The following is a 21036-nucleotide window of genomic DNA, read 5'->3' on the forward strand; positions in this document are numbered from 1 at the left end:
GAGGCGGCGGACGGCGCCGCGCGGCGGCCGGTGGCCCTGGTCACCGGCGGCTCGCGCGGCATCGGCCGGGCGGTGGTGGTGCGGCTGGCCGAGGACGGCCACGACGTCGCCTTCTGCTACCGGTCCGACGCGGACGCCGCGGAGACCACCGCGAAGGCGGCCCGGGCGGCGGGCGCCCGGGTGCTCGCGCGGCAGGTGGACGTGGCGGAGGCCGGCGCGGCCCGGGAGTTCGTCACCGAGGCGGTCAGCGAACTGGGGCCGCCGGACGCGGTGGTCACGTGCGCGGGCATCACCCGGGACCGGCCGCTGGCGCTGATGTCCGACGAGGAGTGGCGGGAGGTCATCGACACCAACCTGCACGGCACGTACCACGTCTGCCGCGCGGCCGTCTTCCCGCTGATGAAGCGCCGCAAGGGCGCGATCGTCACGCTGTCCTCCGTCGCCGGCGTCCACGGCAGCGCGGCGCAGACCAACTACGCCGCCTCGAAGGCCGGCATCATCGGCTTCACCCGCTCGCTCGCCAGGGAGGGCGGGAAGTACGGCGTCCGCGCCAACGTCGTCGCCCCGGGCCTGATCACGACGGACATGACGGCGGCCCTGCCGGAGGCGGTGGCGAAGCGTCACCTGGAGCAGATCCCGCTCGGCCGGGCGGGGACCCCGGAGGAGGTCGCCGATCTGGTCGCGTACCTCGTGTCCGACCGGGCCGCCTACATCACGGGGCAGGTCGTGGAGATCAACGGCGGGCTGCCGGGATAGCACCCGTACGGATATATCTATGGGATTCTCCCGAGCCCTTCACAGCTTCTCCTGAGCTTCTCTTGAGCCTTCGCCAATAGGTGCCGCCACCAAGGAATTTCATTCCCGGGCCCGTACCGGACGGCGGGGGAAGTCATTCCGTGAATGGTCTCCCCGCAACCCACGGTGACGTGTACCCTCATGCACCTGTCGGCAACTGTGCGGAGCTCGGGGGACCCATGACGCCGTCAACACGTGGTGCGACTTTCAAACCCAAGGTGATCGTCGCGATCGATTTCGGGACGCACGGCACCGGCTTTGCCTGGGCGACCGTTTCTGCACTGCAGGACGCGGCGGGGCACCGGGTCGTGGTCTACCAGCCGTTCACGCAGTCGGGGGGCCACACCTATCCGAAGGACCTCAGCGCCGTTCTCGTGAACCGGGCCGGTGATCCGGTGAAGTTCGGGGAAAGGGCGCGCAATGCCTGGGACCGTGAACTCGCCCGCGGAAACCCCCAGGGTTTCGGCTACGCCAGCAAGTTCAAGATGGCAATTCACGGGCGCGAGGGAAAGTCCGACATCCCGGAATTCCTGGGGAGTCTGGCGGGCGCCCGGCGGCACACGGTGAAAGTCCTCGTCACCGCCATGCTCACGCACGTGCGCCGGGCCGCGCTGGACCAGATCGGCCGTTATGCCGTCGGCGGCGCCGCCTATACCGCCGACGAAATCCGCTGGTGCCTCACCATTCCGGCCATGTGGACCGAGGCGGACCGCCAGTTCATGCGGACGGCGGCCGTCTCCGCCGGGCTGCCGGGCGACATGGAGCGGCTGCTGCTGGTGCAGGAGCCCGAGGCCGCGGCCGTCTACTGCGCGCTCAACGCGGGCACCGTCCTCGGCCCGGACCGCCCGGAAGGGCAGTTAGAGGTCGACACCCCGGGCAGCCGGTTCATGGTGGTGGACTGCGGCGGCGGCACCGTCGACATCACCAGCTACCAGATCCGCGCCGAGGGCGTCGGCCCCGGCCAGCTCAAGGAGACCCGCGTCGCCGACGGCGACCGCCTCGGCTCCGCCTACGTCAACCACGCCTTCGTGACGGACATCCTCTCCGACCGCTTCGGCGAGCAACAGCTCAAACAGCTGATCGCCGCCTTTCCCAAGGAAGTCGGGCAGCTGGAGACGGAATGGGAGACCGAGAAGGTCCGGCTCGTCTCCGAGACCGCAGTCGACGGCACCCCCGTGATCACGGACACGGTGCTCATCAGCATTCCCGGCAAGATCTGGGACGCCCTCGACCCGGGAACGCGGACCCGGCTCACGGTGCTCGCCTCCGGTGAGACGCACTACATCGAGATCACCGCGCACGAGGTCACCACGCTCTTCGAATCCGTGGTGCGCCCGATCCTCTCCACCATCGAGCGGCAGCGGGCCGCCGCGTCCGGCGACGGCCCGGCCGTCGGGCGGGAACAAATGCTGCTGGTGGGCGGATTCGCGCGCTCGACGTACCTCCGGGACCGCATCGCCCAGCGCTTCGGCCACGAAGTGCGCGTGATCACGCCGATGGACCCGGCGGTCGCCGTGCTCGGCGGCGCCGTGCACTTCGCCTACGACCCGTCCATCATCTGGGGCCGCCGCTCCAAATACACCTACGGATTCGGGTGCAGCATGCCGTTCCGGCACGGCATCGACCCTCAGGAGAAGTTCTTCATCGACGACGACGGCAACGAGAAGTGCAACGACCGCTTCGTCGTCATGGCCCGGCGCGGCGACCTCGTGCCGACGGACCACAAAGCGGTGAACACCGTGGCGGTGTTCCCGAAATGGACGTCGGTCCAGGTGACGATCCACGCCACGTACGCACACGACCCCGACTACACGGACGAGGAAGGCTGCGAGGCCATCGGAAAGGTCATCCCCGACATCTCGGGGTCGGTGGGACTCCCCACGAGCGAGCGCTCCCTGGACGTCGCCTTCTCGTTCGGGACCACCGAGATCGAAGTGGAGGTCTGCGACCGCCGGTCGGGGGCCGCCCGCCGCGCCGAGGTCGCCTTCGACGACCTGTACGGCCGCGGCAGCACCGACCGGCCCGAGACCCCGCAGGGAAGGTGACGTAAGGACCATGTACGAGTACGGGTGGAACGACCACGAGGCACCGAAGGAACCGCACCCCGCCGCCCCCTCCATGCGGGCGGCCACCAGCGGCCAGTACTCGCAGGAGTGGTGGCTCGGCCAGCTCCACGACCTCCAGCAGCGGCTGGTGGCGGTGGAGTCCTGGCAGCACGCCGTGGACGCGAGGGCGGAGCAGCAGGCCGCGAAGGCGAGAAGGAGCAGCAACGGCTCCTCGCAGACCGATCTCACCCGCCTGCGGGAGACGGTGGGCCGGGTGTCGGACGGCGTGACGGCCATGGCCCACCGCGTGGACCACCTGGAGACGAGGCTGCGGCAGGCGGAGGTCCTGCTCGACCGGCTGCGCTCCGCGGGCGTCCGGGACGCCATCGCCACCGGCGAGGCCCCCAGCGACATGCACCGCCGGCACTCCCAGATCAAGGAGCGCTACCAGCGCCTCGTCGACCAGGACCTGCGCAACCTCGCCCGCGAGCTGTGCCCCGCCGACGCCCGGCAGTGGGACCAGATACCCGGTGGCATGCCGGCCGCACGGGCCCGGGCCGTCAGCGAGCTCGTGCACATGCTGTTCACGGCGGCCCAGCAGGGCACGCCCGCCACGGCCGAGGGCGTGCAGTCCGCGCTCGCGCACCGCGGCTACGTGACGGAGGGCACCGATCCCCGGCTCCGCAAGGCCGTGGACGGGGCCAACGGCATCGTCCGGGACATGGCCGCCGTCGAACTGCCCGCGTCCCTGCTGTTCGACGTCGACGTCACCACCCTCGCCGAGGACGAGTACCAGGCCTACAACCGGCAGGACACCGGCGTCCCCGGCTTCCTCGTCGCACCGGCCTACGCCGTCCAGGGCGAAGCCCCGGAGAACCACCTGAAGGCGTTCGTCTTCCTCGCCCCCGGCGAGGCGCCATGACCCCCCGCGACGACGCGCTCAGCCTGGAGATCGTCGCCCGGGGCGTGCCGCTCGTCGACGACCGGCTGCTCCTGGAGCTGACCAACGACCTCCACACCGCGAACGACCTCACCCGCGCCGCGGCCCGCGAGGGCTTCTTCGCCCGCCTCCTCGGCCGGGCCACGGGCCGCGACCGGATCCGCGAACGGACCGTCCGCGACCGGATGCTGAGCTCCCAGCAGCTCACCCTGCGCTGGCTGACGCACCTGAGCGAGCGGATGACGGTGACCGACCTCGTGGTGGCCGAGGTCTCCGAAGAGGTCCACGACGCGAAGAAGCGCATCGAGCGCGTCGAGGCCGCCGGCCAGTGGTCGGCCGCCGCGATCGGCGAACTCGGCGCGATCCTCGGCAGGCTGGCCGGCGACACCGGCCGCTTCCTGTCCGACCACGAGCGCCGGCTCGCGGCGCTGGAGGCCCAGCTGGCGCTGGACCGGGCGGCCCGGCGCTGGCGCCACCCACGGCCCGACCCGGAACTGCCCTGGCTCGTGGGGGCGGTGCTGCTGGCCCGCGAGGTGGCCTCCGGACCGGCCGGCACGTACGCCTTCACCGGCGGCGAGACGCTCATGCAACGGCATCTGGTCGAACGCATGCTGCAGGATCCGCCGGTGCCCTGGTTCGAGGGCGTGAAGTCGGTGCCGGGCATGCTCACCTCCGTCGTGCGCGACCTGCCCAGCGAGAACCACAGGCTGATGGTGGCCGAGCTCCTGGGACTCGGCGTGGCCGACGAACTGTCGGACGCCGTCGGCCCGCTGACCTCCGCCCTGGCGCGGGCGACGGAGCTGGCCGTGGCCGGCGCCGACCCCGACGACGCCGCGCGGTCCGCCCTGCGGGACAGCAGCGGCAGCGGCGACCTCTTCCTCCCGTCCAGCCTCAGCGTCGAACAGCTCGTGCGGCGCATCGTGGCCGAGCAGTTCGCGGAGGCGCGGCAGCGGCGGATCCGGCTCCGCAAGCACACGGAATCCGATGACGGTGGGAACGGCGGCGGACGGGACGGTACGGGGTGATGCGCGGTGAGTGACACGCAGGACAGGGGTGACGGGCAGGGCGTCGGTGACCCGCCGGGCATCGGTGACGCTCGGGGCATGAGAGGGGCGCCGGACATCAACGACGCGTCGTACGTGGATGAGGCGGACGGCATCGGCGACCCGCCGTACCCGGGCGGCGCCCAGGACATCGCGCGTGCCTTCGCCGGCTGGGCGGCCCGCGCCGAGAGCGTGGCCGCCGGGCACGCCGCCCCCGTGCCCAGGGCGCGCCCGGCCCCCGAGGAGCCGGGCGCGGCACCGGCTGCCCGGCCGGCGTTCCCGTCGCCCGGGTCGCTGCGCATCGGGCTGGTGCTGGCCGGCGGAGGCGCCAAGGGGGCCTACGAACTGGGCGTCTGCGACTACCTCGCGGAGATGGGCCTGGAGATCGCGGCCATCGCCGGGACCAGCATCGGCGCCCTCAACGGCGCCGTCCTGGTCGGCGCCCCGGACCTGCGGACCGGCACCCGGCGCCTGGCCGGCTTCTGGGAGCGCTTCTCGACCCGGTCGGGCGTGACGCCGTTCGCCGACCAGGGCCTCCCGCTCGACGCGGCGGGGGCGGCGGCGGAGGGCACCGCCCGGCAGGCCCGGCTGCTCGCGCCCAGGCTGCTGGGCCTGCGCCGCCGGATCGGTCTGCTGGAGGAGCTCGTCGACGAGGCGGTGGACGCGGCGGCGATCCGGGCCGGCCGCCCCCTGTGGGTGGCCGCCTACCCGCTCGTGCGCACGCCCGCCCTCCCCGTGCGGCTGCGTCACCTCGTGGAGGTCTTGCGGTGGCTGGGCGGCGCGAAGGGCGCCATCCTGCGCCTCAACGGCTATCCGGAGCACCAGATCCGGGAGGCCGTCCTGGCCAGCGCCGCGCTGCCGCTCATCTTCCCGTCCCGGGTGGTCGAGGGCTGCACGTACCTGGACGGCGGCCTCGGCGGGCCCGGCGACCGCACCCCGGTGCGCGCCTTCGCCGAGCAGGAGCACTGCGAGGTCGTGGTGGTCGTCCACCTGCATCCGGACGCCGTCGTGAGCTCGCACCCCGCGGGCCCCGTCACCCGGATCGACATCCGGCCCAGCGTCCCCATCATCCCGCCGGGCCCGCTGGGCCCGCTCACCGGCCTGCTGTCGTTCTCCCCGGACCGGGTCCAGGCGCTGCGCAGGCTCGGATACCGCGACGCCTGGGTACGCTTCGAGGAGCTCCGCCGTCTGCTCGGTGTGCACAACTCCCTCTCGCAGGCCGAGACGCACATGCTCGCGGCGTTCCAGCGGCTGTGCGACACGCCCCGGCCCGCGGCTCCGTCGTGACGTCCGTCCTGGAGGCCATCGTGCGGGATCTCCCCTGGCACCTGAGCCGGCCGATCGCGCACCGTGGGCTGCACGGCGGCCCGGGCGGGCCGCCGGAGAACTCGATGGCGGCGTTCCGGCGCGCCGCCGCGCACGGCGTGCCCTTCGAACTCGACGTGCAGCTGACCAGGGACGGTGCGCTCGCCGTCGTGCACGACGCGGCGGTCCGCCTGCCGTCCGGGCGCGCACGGCCCGTCACGTCCCTGACGCTGGGCGAACTGCGCGCGGTGGCCTCGTCGGTGCCTGGCGCCGCCGTGCCGGTCACGCTGCCCGAGGTGTTCGCGGCGGTGGCCGGGCGGGTGCCCGTCATGGTGGACGTCCGCCGCTGGGGGGTGGCGGGGGCGGGCGGCCTGGAGCGGGCCGTGACGGCGGCGGTCCGTCGTTACGAGGGCCCGGTCGCCGTGCAGTCCTTCGACCCGCGCACGGTGTACCGGCTGCGGCGCGCGCTCCCCGGAGTGCCGGTGGGGCAGATCGCCGGGGCCCTCCGGTCCGCGCCGCGCGCCCTGCGCCCGATCGGCCGTTCCATGGCCACCAACGCCGTCTGCCGTCCGGGCTTCCTGAGCTTCGAACTGGACGCCCTGCCGTCGCGGGCCCTGCGCTTCTGGCAGCGGCGCGGGCTGCCCGTCATCGGGTGGACCGTCCACTCGCCGGAGCAGGAGCGGGCCGCGCGCGAGTCGGTGACGAACGTCTTCTTCTCCGGATACCTGCCGTCGGCGTACGCGTAGTGACCGCCGGCGCCGCAGCGGTGAGTGAGTGCGAGTGAGTGCGAGGAAGAGTGTGCTGAGGAAACTGGGTCTGAAGTTCTCCGCGCCCCGCTGGCGGAACTCCGACAAGGGGTTCACCGCCGCGACCGAGCGCTACGTCCTGGAGGTCATAGATTTCTACGACATCCGCGCCACCTGGCACCGGCGCTTCTACCGCCTGAGCGGCGCCCTGGTGATCCTGGCCGGCGCGGCCCTGCCGGTGCTGACCGCGCTCGACTTCACCGGCAAGAGCGCCGCTATCTCGGGCACGGGGTTCCTGGTGGCGGTCACCACCGCCATGAAGAGCCTCTACCGCTGGGACGTCTCCTGGATACTGCTGCGGGAGACGGAGGTCGAGCTCACCCGCGTCTACCTGCAGTGGTGCGCGGGAGGCCTCGGCCCGGACGGCACCGACGGCCCGGCCCGCTCGGCGAACGCCCTGCTGGACGCGGTGTTCAAGATCCGCCGCCGGGAGTCCTCCGAGTTCTTCAAGAACCTCCCGGACCCCGGGCCGGCCGTCCAGCCGGTCAACGGCGGAGGGGGTGCGCGCACCGCGCGCTGACGGCCCGCGCGGGGTTCCGCCGGCTCACCTCGCTGACGGCGCCCGAGCCGCCAGCAGCTCCCGTACCGAAGCCGCCTCCGGCACCCCCAGCCGTTCGAAGAGGGTGAGGGCTTCGCGGAGGTGGTCGTGGCCGCGGGCCGGGTCGCCCAGGCGGATGCGGGCGCGGCCCAGGACAGCGAGGGCCAGGCCCTGGCAGTAGGTCTTGCCCAGGTCGGCGGCGATGGTCAGGGACTGCTCGGCGCACGAGACCGCGTCCTCGTCGCGCCACTCGGCCAGGCGGCACTCCGCGAGGCGGGCCCAGGCCAGGCCCTCCCAGCCGCGCTGCTGCTGCTCGATGAAGGAGCCGAGGGCGTCCTGGAGCTGGCGGGCGGCCAGGTCCGGGCGGCCGGTCTTGTGGAGGACGCAGCCGTGCTGGTAGAGGGTCAGCGCGATGGTCGGACCGTTGCCGGTGGCGCCGGCGATGCGGACGGCCTCGGCGGCGTCGCGTTCGGCCTCGCGGGGCCGGTCGAGGGCGAGGCGGACGCGGGCGGTGTTGGCGAGGACCCTGGCCTCGCTGCCCTTGTCGTCCAGGGCGTCGCACAGGCTGCGGGCCTGTTCCAGGAGGGGCAGGGCGCGGGCGGGGCGGTCGGTGGCGAAGCAGAGGATGCCGAGGGCGTTGGCGGCGAGGTGGCGGCACATGGGGTCGCCGGCGGCTTCCGCGAGGCGCAGGGCCTCGGAGAGTTCGCGTTCGGCGGCCTCGTACACGTCGGTGTAGTAGTGCAGGTTGCCGAGGGTGTAGCGGGCGCGGGCCTCGACGCGCGGGTCGCCGGCCGTGTGTGCGGCGACGGCGGTCAGCTCGGACAGGCGGCGCAGTTCGTCGCGGTGCGCGGGGCCCTCGATCAGGCCCGACCAGGTGAGGAGCAGGTCGCCGGCGGGGCGCAGCGCGCCGGGCAGTTCGCGGACGGACTGGGCGAGGCCGGCGGCGAGCGTGACGTGTTCGCGGCGCAGCCACTGGCGGGCCTCGTCGGCGTCGGCGAAGCCGGTGCCGGCGGTGGTGACGGGGTGGAGGTGGCGGTGCAGGGCGTGGTCGGGTTCGAGGATGCGGGAGGCGTTGCCGACGGTGGCGAGCAGGTGGTCGAGGAGGCGGGCGGCGGCGGCGCGGCGGTCTTCGGGGGTCTCCGTGCGTTCGGCGCGGCGACGCGCGTAGAGCCGCAGGAGGTCGTGGAAGCGGTAGCGGCCGGGGGCGTACGACTCGAGCATGCCGGCGTCGGCGAGGCCTTCGGCGAGGTCCTCGGCGGTGAAGTCGTCGCAGTCGAGGAGGGCGGCCGCGGCGGCGAGGGGGAGGTCGGGGGCGTCGGCGAGGGCCAGCAGGCGGAAGGCCCGGGCCTGGTCGGCCGGGAGGTGGGCGTAGCCGAGCCGGAACGTGGACTCCACGGTGAGGTCGCCGGCCTGCAGTTCGTCGAGGCGGCGGCGTTCGTCGTCGAGGCGGGCGACGAGGGAGGCGACGGTCCAGCCGGGCCGGGAGGCGAGGCGGGAGGCCACGATGCGGACGGCGAGCGGCAGGTGGCCGCACGCGGCGGCGAGGGCCTTCGCGGCGCGCGGCTCGGCGGTGACGCGTTCCTCGCCGGCGATGGCGGCCAGCAGGGAGAGGGCCTCGGTCTCGCTCGCGACGCCGACGTGGAACTGCCGGGCGCCGCCGAGGGTGACGGCCCGGGAGCGGGTCGTCACGAGCACGGCGCAGCCGGCGGTGCCGGGGAGCAGGGGGCGGATCTGGGCGGCGTCGTGGGCGTTGTCGAGGAGGAGCAGGACGCGCCGGTCGGCGAGCACGGAGCGGTAGAGGGCGGCCCGCTGTTCCAGGTCGTCGGGGATGTCGGGCTCGGGGACGTCGAGGGCCTGGAGGAAGTGGGCGAGGACGCTGCCGCTGTCCGCGGCGTCGGCGCTGGTGCCGCGCAGGTCGACGTAGAGCTGGCCGTCGGGGAAGCCGGGGCGGGCGAGGTGGGCGGCGTGGACGGCGAGGGTGGTCTTGCCGACGCCGCCGATGCCGGTGAGCACGGCGATCGGCACGGCGGGGCCGGCGGCCGCGGTGAGGGCGCCGCGCACCTCGCCCAGCAGCTCCTCGCGGCCGGTGAAGTCGGGTATGCCGGCGGGCAGCTGGAAGGGGGCCCCGGCCGGGCGCCGGCCTTGGGCGGGCACGGCGGCGGTGGCCGGCTCGGGGGCGGGCAGGGCGAGCGCGGGGTCGCCGGCCAGGACCTGGGCGTGCAGCCGGGTCAGCTCGGGGCCGGGGTCGACGCCGAGTTCGTCGACGAGCAGCCGCCGCGCGTCGGCGTAGGCGGCGAGGGCGTCGACCTGGCGGCCGCAGCGGTAGAGGGCGAGGATCAGCTGGGCGCGCAGCCGTTCCCGCAGCGGGTGTTCGGCGGTGAGCGAGGTGAGCTCGGGGACGAGTTCGGCGTGCCGGCCGAGGGCCAGGGCGCAGTCGAAGAGGCCTTCCTGGGCGGCGAGGCGCGCTTCGGTGAGCCGGTCCTGCTGGCGTTCGCAGTACGGGCCCGGGAGTCCGGCCAGCGCGGTGCCGTGCCAGAGCTCCAGGGCGGCGGCGTACGCGTCTCGGGCCGCCGCCGTGTCGCCCGCGGCCCGGGCGGCGGCCGCCCGGGCGAGGTGGCGTTCGAAGACGTGGGCGTCGACGCGCTCGGGCGCCACGCGCAGGGCGTAGCCGCCGGCCACGGAGACGAGGACGGTGGCGGGGGTGCGGGCGGCGCGGCCGGGTTCGAGGAGGGTGCGCAGGCGGGAGGCGTAGGTGCGGATGGTGCCGAGGGCCTGGGGCGGTGCGTTCTCGCCCCACAGGGCGTCGATGAGCTCGTCGCTGGAGACCGTGGCGCCGCCGCGGAGCAGGAGGACGGCGAGCATGGCGCGCTGCTGGCGCGCGCCCAGGTCCACGTGGCGGTCGTCCGCCACCGCGCGGACCGGGCCGAGCAGCTGGAAGTGGAGCCGGTGCGCGGACGGCTCCGTCGTATCCCGCATGTCTCCCCCGAGCGTGCCCGTGCCGGATCCGTCCGGCGACAGCGGTGACAGTACCTCAGTGTCCCTTACATGAGCAGGCTCCGGACGCGCGGACGGTCCGGCGAGCGGGCAGGGGCGGGCCGGGCCTGGTGAGGGGGCGTTGATCGTCCGTTGATGGCGGCGATACATACTGCAGACTCATTTGTTTCACGGCGCGTCACGGCGTGCCTTCTACACAGGAGTTCGATATGACCGCTGAGGACCCCAAGCACACGGAGCAGGCCGGGGCCCCCGCCGAGCAGGCCGCGACGCCGTCCGAGCGGGCGGCCACGCCGTCCGAGCAGGCCATCTCGACCGAGCTGGACCAGCCGGTCGAGCACGTGGAGGGCGCCGGCGCGCAGGGACAGGGTGCCAGCGGCCCGATCCGTCCGACCCACACGTCGGGCGCCCAGTAACCACGCGCGACGGGGCCGGGGTCCGCCGTACGAACGGCGGGTCCCGGCCTTGCTTTCGCAGGCGTTGCACCGCCCTCGGTCGTTAAGACTGCGCAAAGGACGCCCCCGTCCCCCGGCGTGGAGGGCCCGCGGAGAGCGAATACCGGACAGGCGCACCCCTCGTCGTCCGCTCACCGCCCGGCCGCCGTCCGCACGCGTCACCCCCGTTCAGGCGGACGGCTTCCGTTACGGGTGAGCCGCCGGAGGTCTCCCGCCGGGACCGTTCGCACGACCGAATGTCGCTCTTGAACTTCCGCTCGCCGCCTCGGGATACTCGCCCGTATCCCGTTCTTGACATGGACGCGACGATCACATCGGCCTGTCGCGCTCCCTGTCCCGCCTGTGCGCGTCACGTGGGCGCATGACGTACGCGCAGCACGCACGCGCATGACGTACGCACGTCCTCCACTTCGCCCGGGCGCGCTCGCGCCCCCGGGCACTCCCCCACAGGAGGCCACGAGTGAAACGTTCCCGCACCTCCACCCGCCGTACGGCCGCCGCCGGCGCGGCGATGGCCGCCCTGACGGCCGCGGCGCTCACGCTCCCCAGTGCGCACGCGGCCTCGCCGGCGCCCGGCCGGCTCTCCTCGCTGCCGGCCTCGGAGCTCGCCCGGCAGATCTCCGCCGACCTGGGCGCGGACTCGGCCGGCACGTACTACGACGCCGGCAGCGGCCGGCTCGTCGTCGGCGTCCTCGACGAGGGAGCAGCCGCACGGGTACGGGCCGCCGGTGCCGAGCCGAGAACCGTCCGCCACTCCGCCGCCGAACTCGCCTCGGCGCAGCGGGCACTGAAGTCGGATGCGTCCATTCCGGGCACGGCCTGGGCGGTGGACCCCCGCCTCAACAAGGTCGTCGTCACCGCCGACAGCACGGTCACCGGCGCCCGCAAGGACCGCCTCGACAAGGTCGTCGCGGGCCTGGGCGACAAGGTGGCCGTGAAGAGGACGGCCGGGGTGTTCCGCCCCTTCATCGCGGGCGGTGACGCGATCTGGGGCAGCGGCGTGCGCTGTTCCCTGGGCTTCAACGTCACCAAGGGCGGCAAGCCGTACTTCCTCACGGCCGGGCACTGCGGCAACGCCTCGCGGACCTGGTCCGCCACGCAGGGCGGCGCCCAGATCGGCGTGACCGAGAGCTCGACCTTCCCCGGCCACGACTACGCGCTCGTGCGCTACACCTCGTCCATCGCCCACCCCAGCGCGGTGGACCTCTACGACGGCAGCACGCAGAACATCTCCAGGGCCGGGCAGGCGACCGTCGGCGAGACGGTGCAGCGCAGCGGCAGCACGACCGGCGTCCACGACGGCCAGGTCACCGCCCTCGGCGTGACCGTCAACTACGAGGAGGGCGCGGTCGAGGGCATGATCGGCACCTCGGTCTGCGCGGAGCCGGGCGACAGCGGCGGCGCGCTCTTCGACGGTGACACCGCCCTCGGCCTCACCTCGGGCGGCAGCGGAGACTGCTCCGGCGGCGGCGAGACGTTCTTCCAGCCCGTACCGGAAGCCCTGCAGGCGTACGGGGCTCAGCTGCCCTGACGCACACTCCTCCGGGGACGCCCGCACAGGGCTCCCCGGAGGGCTCCGGGCCGGGGTGGGGTCGCCCCGGCCCGGTCGGCCGCGTCCGGACGGGGTCAGTTGACCCGGCCGTACCAGACGCTGCCGGACCAGATCTTCTCCAGGCGCACCGACGTGCCGGGCTTGGGCGAGTGCCAGATCTTGTTGTTACCCGCGTAGATACCGACGTGGTAGACGTTGCTGCCCGAGTGGAAGAAGACCAGGTCGCCCGCCTGGCGGGAGCCGGAGGAGATGTGCCGGGTCTTGTTGTACTGGTCGGCCGCGGTGCGCGGCAGGTTCTTGCCGACCTTCTTGAACGAGTAGAGCGTGAGGCCCGAGCAGTCGAACCGGTTGGGGCCGGCGGCGCCGTACTGGTAGGGGGAGCCCTGCTTGGACGCCGCGACCTTCAGGGCGGCGGCGCCCGGGGTGGCCGCACTCGCCTCGGCCGACATGCCGGGAAGCAGCATGGACGCGGTCACGGTGGCGGCGGTGACCACGGAGGCGGCACCGGCGCGGGACATGAGCGTGGATATACCGGGGAACGCAGACATGCCAAATACCCTTCGTCATCCGCCTACGAAAGATGACCTGTCGGGTTCGGGCTGTCGAAGTTGCCCGGCCATCTGAAATGGCTTCACCCCAAGGACCACCGCCATCATGGTCCGCCGTGCTCGGGTCTCCCGCTCCTGCCGATCCATTCTTCTGCTCAGCACCCGGTACGGCGGCAGGACTCGGCGTCCGCCCGGGTCGCCCGCCTCGGTGACGGGATCTTGTTGTTCGATGCACGATCCTGCATCACGGACCGCCGGAATTCGGAGCCGAAAGGTGCTTCTGTGAACTTCTTCACTTCGCGTCGGCTCATGGAACCGGGGTGTTACCCGGTATCGCGAGTGACGGGAAATCCCGTTTATCAAAAGGCAGTTGAAGAACTGATTCGAGTCACTCCGGCACGGCCCGAAGAGCGAGGTGAACGGGGGCGCGGCAGGGCGTCTTTGCGTCAGAAGGCAGCGGCGGCGGGGTCCGTGCGGTTCGCCGCGGGGGCCCGGGGGTAGCCCTACGGCATGCTCACCCTAGGGATCGAGGAGGAGTATCTTCTGCTCGACCCGGCCACCGCACTGCCGGTTCCCCTGGCCGACGAGGTCCGGGCGGCGGTCGACCTGGATCCGGTCGTGAACGAGCGGGAGATTCAGGCGGAGCTGTTGCAGGCCCAGGTGGAAGTTGCCACTCCGGTCTGCTCCGATCTCGCCGAGGCCAGCCGTCACCTGCTGCGGCTGCGCCACGCGGTGAGCTCCGCCGCCAAGCGGTCCGGCTGCCGGATCGCCGCCTGCGGAACGGCACCGTGCTCGGGCCCCGAGCCCATCGCGGTCACCGGCAACCCGCGCTATCTGGCGATGCGGACGCGTGCCGCCCAGCTCGTGGACGAGCAGTTCGTCCACGGGATGCACGTCCACGTCGCCATCCCCGACCGCGAGACGGGCGTCGCGGTCCTCAACCGGGTGCGGCCCTGGCTGCCCGTCCTCGTCGCCATGGCGGGCAACTCCCCGCTGTGGAACGGCCAGGACACCGGCTTCTCCAGCTGGCGGACCGTGGTCTACAGCCGCTGGCCGGTGTGCGGCCCGCCCCCCTACTTCCACGGCCTCGCGGACTACGAGGAGCGCATCGAGGCGCTGCTGACCGCCGGGGCCATCGCGGACCGGGGCCAGCTGTACTGGACGGCACGGCTCTCGGACCGCTATCCCACGATCGAAGTGCGCTGCCTGGACGTGCAGTTGCGGGCCGACGACGCCGTCATGTTCGCCGGCATCGTCCGCGGGCTGGTCGCCACCGCCATCCGCGACGAGAAGACCGGGCGGCCCCCGGTGCCCTGCCTGCCGGAGCTGCTCGCCGCCGCGAACTGGCACGCGGCCCGGCACGGGCTCGACGGAGTGCTCGTGGACCCCACGGGCCGGCGCCACGGCGCGCACGAGGTCGTCCGCAGCCTCCTCGTCCACATAGGGCAGTCGCTGGAGGAGGCGGGCGACACCCGGCAGGTGAGCTCGCTGACCGCCCGCCTGCTGCGGCGGGGCACCGGGGCGGACCGTCAGCGCCGGGCGCTGGCCACGGACGGGCTGAAGGCGGTGACGGAGCTGATCTCGGAGCCGTAGCGGCTTCAGAAGTGCGGGTCCCCCGCGACCCGCCCGGCCAGGGCCCGGCCGGTGTCCGGGAGGTCGCGCCACCGCCTCGTCAGCAGCAGGGCCGCCAGACCCAGGTAGACGTAGGTCAGCACCTCCCGGGCGTACTCGCCCGGGAGCGCGAACTGCACCGCGAAGAGAACGAAGAGAACGGCGGCCTCCCACCGGACGAAGCGCAGGTCCAGCAGGACGACGACGGCCAGGACGGTCTGCGCGGCCGTCAGGGCGACCTCGTCGACCTGACGGGTCACCAGCGGCAGGGCCGCCCCTCCCCCGCCGAGCGCGTGGGCGAGGGGCAGGCAGCCGACCAGCAGCGTCCACTGGTTGACCTTGCTCGACAGCAGCGCGCCGAGCCCGTCGCCGGCCCGCGCGCGCCACGCGAAGACCACGGCGACGATCAGCTCGGGGGCTTCCGAGGCGAGCGGCGCGAGCCACTGCACCAGGACGAAGCGGTCGATGCCGAGCGAAGCGCCCGCCTCCACCAGGCCGTTCGCGAACGGCTCCGCACAGGCGAAGACGACCGCCGCGGCACCGGCGAACAACACGGCCGTGGTGACCCGCCGGCCGGCCCGGGGCAACCGGGCGAGCCGGGCCGGCACGCCGACGAGCTCCTCCATCTCGCCCGAGCCGCACTTCCCGATCCGGTAGAGGTAGCAGCCGTACCAGGGGACGAGCACGACCGGTACGTACCAGCCGACCTCCCGGGTCAGCGGCATGACGAAGGCGACGACGGCGGCCACGGCGAGGAAGGCGACGTCGATCCGGCGGTGCGGCTCCAGGACGACCGGCCCCGGGGCGGCGCCCCGGCGGCGCCGGGACAGCGCGGCGGCGAGCGCGACGAGCGGCCAGCCGACGCCCACCAGCAGCCGGTTGGCGCCGGTCATGTTGGCCGCCGCGTAGGCCGCGTAGGAGGGATCGGATCCGGCCGCGTAGGCGAAATAGAGGTCGACGGCGTACTCGGGCAGCACCGCGATGAACGCCAGGAGGGCGAGCGCGAGCGCCCCGGCCATGTCCGCGCGGGCCGTCTCCGCGGCCCACATCAGCAACAGCGCCGCACTCAGCACCCCGAGCCCGAAAACGGCGACGGCCGGCCCGGGCGGCAGCCCGGCACCGCTCAGCCGCACCACGACCGCGGGAACGGCCCCGGCGCAGGCGACCGCGATCCGCGCCGCGCTCGCCGGAAGGGAGGGCGGTGCCGGTGTTCCGGGCTCACCCATAACGGCTCCTTCCGCGTCACGCCTTTCCCTGCCGAAGCTCTCGGGAACTCCTAGTGCGCCGAATCCGCCCGGAACCCCTTGGGAACGAGGAACGCCGCCAGAGCCACCGCCGCCGCCACGATGACCGCCGACACCAGTGACGTGGTCCGCAGGGCGTCGTCGAAGGCGGCTCTCGCCGCGGTGAGCAGGGCGCGGCCCTCCCTCGTGCTCTGGCCGAGGGAGCGGGCCGCCTGGTCGGCGCCGCCCACCGATTCCCGTGCGGCCGGCGGGTAGCCGGCGGGCATGCCGGAGCGGAAGAGGGTGGTGTGGATGCTGCCGAGGAGGGCGACGCCGAAACCGATGCCCAGCTCGTAGGCGCTCTCGGAGACGGCACCGGCCTGGCCGGCGCGTTCGGGGCGGACGGCGGCGACCATGACGGCCGCGGCGGCGGTGATCGCCATGCCGTCGCCGATGCCGAAGGTGACGAGGGCGACGGCTACGGCGCCGTAGCCCAGCGGGTGGGGCGCGCCGGCGAGGAGGGCGAAGCCGCACACCAGGGCGGCCAGACCCGCCGTCAGGACGGTGCGGACGCCGGTGCGGCGCAGCATCCACGGCGTCAGCAGGGACGAGGCGAGCGCGGCGAGGGCCACGGGCAGGGTGCGCGCGCCGGCGGCGAGGGCGTCGTGGCCGCGGACGTACTGCAGCCACAGCGAGATCAGGTAGAGGGCGGCGCCGATGCCCATCATGGCGGTGAGGGTGGCGAGGGCGGCGGCGAGGAAGGGGCGGTTCGCGAAGAGGCGGACGTCCAGCAGCGGGTCGGCGGACTGCAGCTGGCGGCGGACGAACCAGGTCAGGGCCGCGAGGCCGACGAGCAGGGCGGCGAGGTCGAGCGGCCGGAAGCCGCCGGCCAGGTGCTTGATGCCCCAGGCGGTGAGGACCACTCCGGCGACGGAGAGCAGGGCGGCGACGAGGTCGAGGTCGTGGTGGGAGGGGCTGCGGTACTCGGGCAGCAGGAGGACGGCCGCCACGACGGTGACCAGCACGACGGGCACGTTGACCCAGAACGCGGCCGACCAGGAGAAGGTGTTCACGAGCAGGCCGCCGACGAGGGGGCCGATCGCGGCGCCCGCCCCGGCGACGGCGGCCCAGATCCCGATGGCGAGCGTGCGCTCGTGGGGGTCGGGGAAGATCGTGCGGATCAGGGAGAGGGTGGACGGCATCACCATGGCCCCGCCGATGGCGAGCAGGACGCGGCCGGCGATCAGCTGCAGGACGCTCTCGGTCGCGCCGGCCGTGGCGGCGAGCACCGAGGCCGCGCCGAAGACCGTGAATCCGGTGGTGAACAGCAGTTTCCGGCCGTACCGGTCGCCGACCGCGCCCGCGGTGACGAGCAGGCCGCCGAGGACCAGCCCGTAGATGTCGATGATCCAGAGCTGTTCGAGGGCGTCGGGCCGCATCTCCTTGATGAGCGAGGGCAGGGCCACGTTCAGGATGGTGGCGTCCATGGCCACGAGCAGCAGGCTCGCGCACAGGACGGCGAGCATCGCCCAGCGCGCGGGGTCGGCCCGCCCGTGCTCAGCGGGATCGGCCTGCCCGTGCTCCGGGGAGCCTTCGGGGGAGAGACGGTCCACAGCCGGAACGTAACCGCCGGGTGGGCGGCCCGCATCCGGAGGGCCGGGCGGGTTCCGCGGGCCGGCCGGCTGGGCAGTGTGCTCTACGGACCCGGGAGGGAGAGCCGGGGGGAAGGGCGGTGGATGGGGTGGATGTGAAGGGTGAGACCGGCCGGGAGGTCGTCGTCATCGGCGGCGGGGTCGCCGGGACGAGCCTGGTGCTGCAGCTGGTCCGCGCGCTCGCCGGCCGCCGGCCGCCGCACCCCGTGCGGGCCGTCCGCGTCGTGGATCCCCGCCCGGCCGGCTGGGGGCTCGCCTTCGGGGACGAGGACCCGCTGCTGCTGTGCAACTCGGCCGCCGAGCTCAACTCGCTCCTCGCCGACCGGCCCGGCGACTTCGTCGACCACCTGCGCGCGCACGGCTGGACCGGCTCCGCGAAGGACTGCGTCCCCCGCGCCCGCATGGCCGAGTACTGCGCGGACCGCGCGGCCCGGGCACGGGAGCAGGCCGGGCGGGCCGGCATCGCCGTGGAGCACGTACGGGCCTCGGCGGAGAGCATCGACACGGCGGCGGACGGCCGCGGCGGCCACCGGGTGCGGCTGAGCACGGGCGAGGAGCTGTACGCCGACGACGTGGTCGTCTGCACCGGCGTGCAGCGCCCCCGCGTCCCGCGCGGCTTCGCGGAGTTCCGGCACCACCCGCGCTACCTCGACAGCCCCTACCCGGCGAGCCGGATCCGGCAGGGCCTGCGCCCGCGCTCACGGGTGCTGATCCTCGGCAGCCGCCAGTCGGCGACCGACGCGGCGCTCCTGCTGTGCCGTGACGGGCACCGCGCCACCCTCTCCTCGCCGTCGGGGAAGCTGCCCGCCGTGCGCGAGTCCCTCGCCGCGCCGCTGCACGCGTACCCGCCGCTGGAGCGCATCTCGCGCCTCGACCCGGCGGACCCGCACCTGGAGGCCCGCCTGGTGCGGTGCGTCGTGGAGGCGGTGCGGCTGCAGGACCGGCGCCCGCTGCGCCGGCAGGTCTCCCACGCCACCGATCCCGTGCGGCGGCTGCGCGAGGAGACCGCCCTGGCCGAGGCGGGCGCCTGCGCCTGGCCGGATGTGATCGTTCCCTTGATCGAGCAGGTCATCGAGCTGGCCCCGGAGCTGCCCGCGGGCCGGCTGGAGGAGCTGTCGGCCGAGTTCGCCTGGCTGACGGACCGGTACGCGACCGCGCTGGCCCGCGTGAACGCCCGGCGGCTGCTCGCGCACTTCGATTCGGGGGCGCTGCGCCTGATCCGCCCGTATCCGCGGGCCGTCTCCTTCGAGGGCGGTCTGTGGCGGGTGGAGCGCTCGGGGGCCGCGCCGGAGACGTACGACTACGTCATCAACGCGACGGGTTTCGAGCGGCCGGTCCTGCACTGGGACCGGGAGCGGACCGCACTGCACCTGGAGGGCGCGCCCGCCGGGGGCACGGCGGTCAGCGGACTGGAGGCGGACCTGCGGGTACGGAGCGGGCCCGGGGCGCCGCCGCAGCGCGTGTGGGTGGTGGGGGTCGGCACGCACGTCCGCATTCCCTTCTCGAACCACCTGCGGAACGTGGTCCGCCAGGCCCGGCAGGTCGCGGACCGGCTGGCGGAGCCGGCCCCCGATCCCGCCTTTTCGGTCATTTCGGCCATACGGCCGATGCCGTCCGGGGACTGTCCTTCCTAGCGTGGGCCGAGGAGCGAAAGGACCCCGAAGGGAAAGGACCGGGCCCATGCCGGAGAACGTGACGCGCGTCGTCGTCGGAGTGGACGGCTCCGCGGGCAGTCTGGCCGCCCTCAGGCAGGCCGCCGGGGAAGCGGCGCACCACGGCGCCGTGCTCTGCCCCGTGATCGCCTGGCAGCCCCCGGGCGGCGAGGCCGCCGACGCCGTGCAGCCGGCGCCGCCCGACGTCTGCGCCCACTGGGAGCGAGCGGCCCGGGACAGGCTGTCACGGGCCTGCCGCAGCGCCCTGGGCGAGGACGCGCGGCGCCTGCGGATGCGCCCCCGCGTGGTGCGCGCGGACGCCGGGCCGGCGCTGGTGGCGTGCGCGGCGCGGGAGACCGACATGCTGGTGATGGGGGCGGGCAGCCACGGCCCGGTCCACCGGCTCGTGCACGGCTCGGTCAGCCGCCACTGCCTCAAGCACGCCCGATGCCCGGTCCTGGTCGTCCACCCCCGCGCCGGGGACGCGCCGGAGAAGGACGGTGCCACGCGCCCTCCGCGTCCCCCGGCCCGGCCTCCGGCCACGATTCCGGCGGGTCTGCTCGACGTGTGGCCGGCACGTCCGTCCGGTCCGGAGCCGCCCGCGTCCGCACCGCGTCGTGGGCCACGCCGGTGAGCCAGGCCTCGGTGTCGACGATCAGCAGCACGTGGGCGTCGCTGACCCCCAGGTGCCCGTCGGAGGCACGGTGCAGCGGGCCGGACTCCTCCGCCGGGTAGCGGGAGACGGTCGTCCGGGGCTCGCGCGGGCCGCCGGTGACCAGGGAGTCCGCCGCGCGCAGCACCTCGTGCGCCACCTGCCCCGCGAGGCCGGTCAGGGCGGCGGCCGGGCCCGGCGGGAGGGGCGCGCGCAGGCTTTCCTGGTGGGTCATCAGCAGGAGCTCGGCGCCGTGCACGACGGCGCGCCCGGTGGCCAGGGCGGCCCCCCAGTGCGCCTCCGGCCGCTCGTGGTACATGCGCTCCGTCAAGTACTGGGCGTAGGACGCCTCGGCGAGGTACATGGCGCGCCGCGCGGGCCGCAGCGGGTCGCCCTGGGAGCGCTCGCGCTGGAACCGGTCGTCGCCCAGCAGCGCGGTGACGGCGCGGCCGGCCACGGCGCACTCGGTGAGGAAGTCGGCCATGTCCCGCCCCAGTTCGCCGCGGCCCCCGCGCGGCCAGGCGAGCAGGCCCGCGACGACGCCGATCGCCCCGCCGACGAGGACGTCGAGGATCCGCGCCTCCGACAGCCGCCAGTCGGCGGCGGAGAGCTGGGCGAAGACGAAGACGATGACGAGCGTGAAGGCGGCCTGCATCCAGCCGGGCCCGAGCGGGGGACCCGCCGTGAAGCCGGTGAACATGACGAAGGGCAGCGCGACGGCGTAGACGACGGGCCGGTCCCCGACGACGTACAGCATGAGGGCGGCGGCGGCCGCGCCCGCGACCGTGCCCGTGAGGGCGGGGCGCAGGGCCGCCCGCGTGTCGGCCGCCGAGGTGCGCATGAGGCTGAGGGTGGCGAGCAGCACCCAGAAGCCGTGGGCGAGGTCGAGGGCCCCGACGACGAGCCGGGCGCAGGCGAGCGCGGCGGCGAGGCGCAGGGCGTTCTGCATGTGGACCGAATGGGGTGTCAGGTGGACGCGCATGCGCCGCCACCACAGCAGGTGCGGGGGCGTGGTGGCGTACGCGAAGACGTCCGTGCCCGGCTGTGCGGGGCGGCCGGCGTCCCCGGCCGGCGGGCCGTGGCCCGCGGGGGGTCCGTTGCCGAGGGCGATGCGTGCCGCCGCGGCCGCCAGCCGCGTGCCTTCGGCGGCCGCCCGGACGACGGCGTCCTGGCGCAGCCGCTCGGTGGACGTGCCCCGCAGCCCGGCGGCGCGGGCGGCGTCGAA

16 protein-coding genes, 1 pseudogene and 1 riboswitch are annotated in these 21036 nt (G+C 74.2%); of the genes and pseudogenes, 12 read left to right on the plus strand and 5 right to left on the minus strand.

Translation table 11 applies throughout. The features are described 5' to 3' along the window. The 7 genes from fabG to B7P34_RS27955 all read left to right on the plus strand — a co-directional run. Window positions 1–756, plus strand: a 756-nt coding sequence (gene fabG, locus B7P34_RS27925; RefSeq protein ID WP_353620273.1) for a 3-oxoacyl-[acyl-carrier-protein] reductase, incomplete at its 5' end; no start/stop codon positions are given. Window positions 757–1013: 257 nt separating this feature from the next. Then, window positions 1014–2840: an Hsp70 family protein gene (locus B7P34_RS27930; RefSeq protein WP_106680975.1), complete on the plus strand. Its 1827-nt coding sequence runs from the start codon at window positions 1014–1016 to the stop codon at window positions 2838–2840. Window positions 2841–2850: 10 nt separating this feature from the next. Continuing rightward, a complete protein-coding gene (locus B7P34_RS37705) occupies window positions 2851–3762 on the plus strand; it encodes a hypothetical protein (RefSeq protein ID WP_189383103.1) in 912 nt (303 codons plus the stop codon). Then, on the plus strand, window positions 3759–4805 hold the full coding sequence (locus tag B7P34_RS27940; RefSeq protein WP_106680976.1) for a hypothetical protein: 1047 nt from the start codon (window positions 3759–3761) through the stop codon (window positions 4803–4805). Before B7P34_RS37705 ends, B7P34_RS27940 begins: the two co-directional genes overlap by 4 nt. Window positions 4806–4811: 6 nt before the next feature. Further along, window positions 4812–6110 carry a patatin-like phospholipase family protein gene (locus B7P34_RS27945; RefSeq protein WP_146166946.1) on the plus strand — a complete coding sequence of 433 codons (1299 nt, stop codon included), beginning with the start codon at window positions 4812–4814 and terminating at the stop codon, window positions 6108–6110. Further along, a complete protein-coding gene (locus B7P34_RS27950) occupies window positions 6077–6874 on the plus strand; it encodes a glycerophosphodiester phosphodiesterase family protein (protein ID WP_106680978.1) in 798 nt (265 codons plus the stop codon). The genes B7P34_RS27945 and B7P34_RS27950 overlap by 34 nt, the downstream gene beginning before the upstream one ends. A 52-nt stretch (window positions 6875–6926) precedes the next feature. Continuing rightward, the gene (locus tag B7P34_RS27955) at window positions 6927–7454 is read left to right on the plus strand and encodes an SLATT domain-containing protein (RefSeq protein WP_106680979.1); all 528 of its coding nucleotides are present in this window, start codon (window positions 6927–6929) and stop codon (window positions 7452–7454) included. A gap of 24 nt (window positions 7455–7478) precedes the next feature. On the opposite strand, the gene B7P34_RS27960 is transcribed toward B7P34_RS27955, so the two are convergent. Next, window positions 7479–10448, minus strand: a complete 2970-nt coding sequence (locus B7P34_RS27960) for an AfsR/SARP family transcriptional regulator (RefSeq protein ID WP_106680980.1) — start codon at window positions 10446–10448, stop codon at window positions 7479–7481. A 227-nt stretch (window positions 10449–10675) separates the two neighbouring features. Between B7P34_RS27960 and B7P34_RS27965 the strand changes: the two genes are divergently transcribed. Further along, complete coding sequence (locus B7P34_RS27965; RefSeq protein ID WP_106680981.1) at window positions 10676–10882, plus strand: hypothetical protein; 207 nt, start codon at window positions 10676–10678, stop codon at window positions 10880–10882. Between the two features lie 499 nt (window positions 10883–11381). Continuing rightward, window positions 11382–12452: a S1 family peptidase gene (locus tag B7P34_RS27970; RefSeq protein WP_223268306.1), complete on the plus strand. Its 1071-nt coding sequence runs from the start codon at window positions 11382–11384 to the stop codon at window positions 12450–12452. A gap of 95 nt (window positions 12453–12547) precedes the next feature. On the opposite strand, the gene B7P34_RS27975 is transcribed toward B7P34_RS27970, so the two are convergent. Further along, window positions 12548–13021, minus strand: coding sequence for a C40 family peptidase (locus B7P34_RS27975; protein ID WP_106680982.1), 474 nt, complete (start codon window positions 13019–13021; stop codon window positions 12548–12550). A gap of 5 nt (window positions 13022–13026) precedes the next feature. After that, window positions 13027–13192, minus strand: a riboswitch (cyclic di-AMP (ydaO/yuaA leader). A gap of 339 nt (window positions 13193–13531) precedes the next feature. On the opposite strand from B7P34_RS27975, the gene B7P34_RS27980 reads away from it, so the two are divergent. Next, the gene (locus B7P34_RS27980; RefSeq protein WP_106680983.1) at window positions 13532–14614 is read left to right on the plus strand and encodes a carboxylate-amine ligase; all 1083 of its coding nucleotides are present in this window, start codon (window positions 13532–13534) and stop codon (window positions 14612–14614) included. A 5-nt stretch (window positions 14615–14619) separates the two neighbouring features. Here the strand turns inward: B7P34_RS27980 and B7P34_RS27985 are convergent, their stop codons facing one another. Together B7P34_RS27985 and B7P34_RS27990 are read right to left on the minus strand one after the other, a co-directional pair. Further along, complete coding sequence (locus tag B7P34_RS27985; RefSeq protein WP_106680984.1) at window positions 14620–15858, minus strand: sodium:proton exchanger; 1239 nt, start codon at window positions 15856–15858, stop codon at window positions 14620–14622. 50 nt (window positions 15859–15908) lie between these two features. Next, a complete protein-coding gene (locus B7P34_RS27990) occupies window positions 15909–17468 on the minus strand; it encodes an MFS transporter (RefSeq protein WP_223268307.1) in 1560 nt (519 codons plus the stop codon). Between the two features lie 128 nt (window positions 17469–17596). Here B7P34_RS27990 and B7P34_RS27995 point away from each other — a divergent pair, with 128 nt between their 5' ends. Beyond that, window positions 17597–19141 carry an FAD/NAD(P)-binding protein gene (locus tag B7P34_RS27995; protein ID WP_189383105.1) on the plus strand — a complete coding sequence of 515 codons (1545 nt, stop codon included), beginning with the start codon at window positions 17597–17599 and terminating at the stop codon, window positions 19139–19141. Window positions 19142–19187: 46 nt separating this feature from the next. Further along, window positions 19188–19568: pseudogene (locus B7P34_RS39815) on the plus strand (universal stress protein); the annotation flags it as partial. A gap of 25 nt (window positions 19569–19593) precedes the next feature. Here the strand turns inward: B7P34_RS39815 and B7P34_RS38915 are convergent. Beyond that, window positions 19594–21036, minus strand: a 1443-nt coding sequence (locus B7P34_RS38915; RefSeq protein WP_146166948.1) for an FUSC family protein, incomplete at its 5' end; no start/stop codon positions are given.

The organism is Streptosporangium nondiastaticum (assembly GCF_003011965.1).
Taxonomy (GTDB): Bacteria; Actinomycetota; Actinomycetes; order Streptomycetales; family Streptomycetaceae; genus Streptomyces; species Streptomyces nondiastaticus.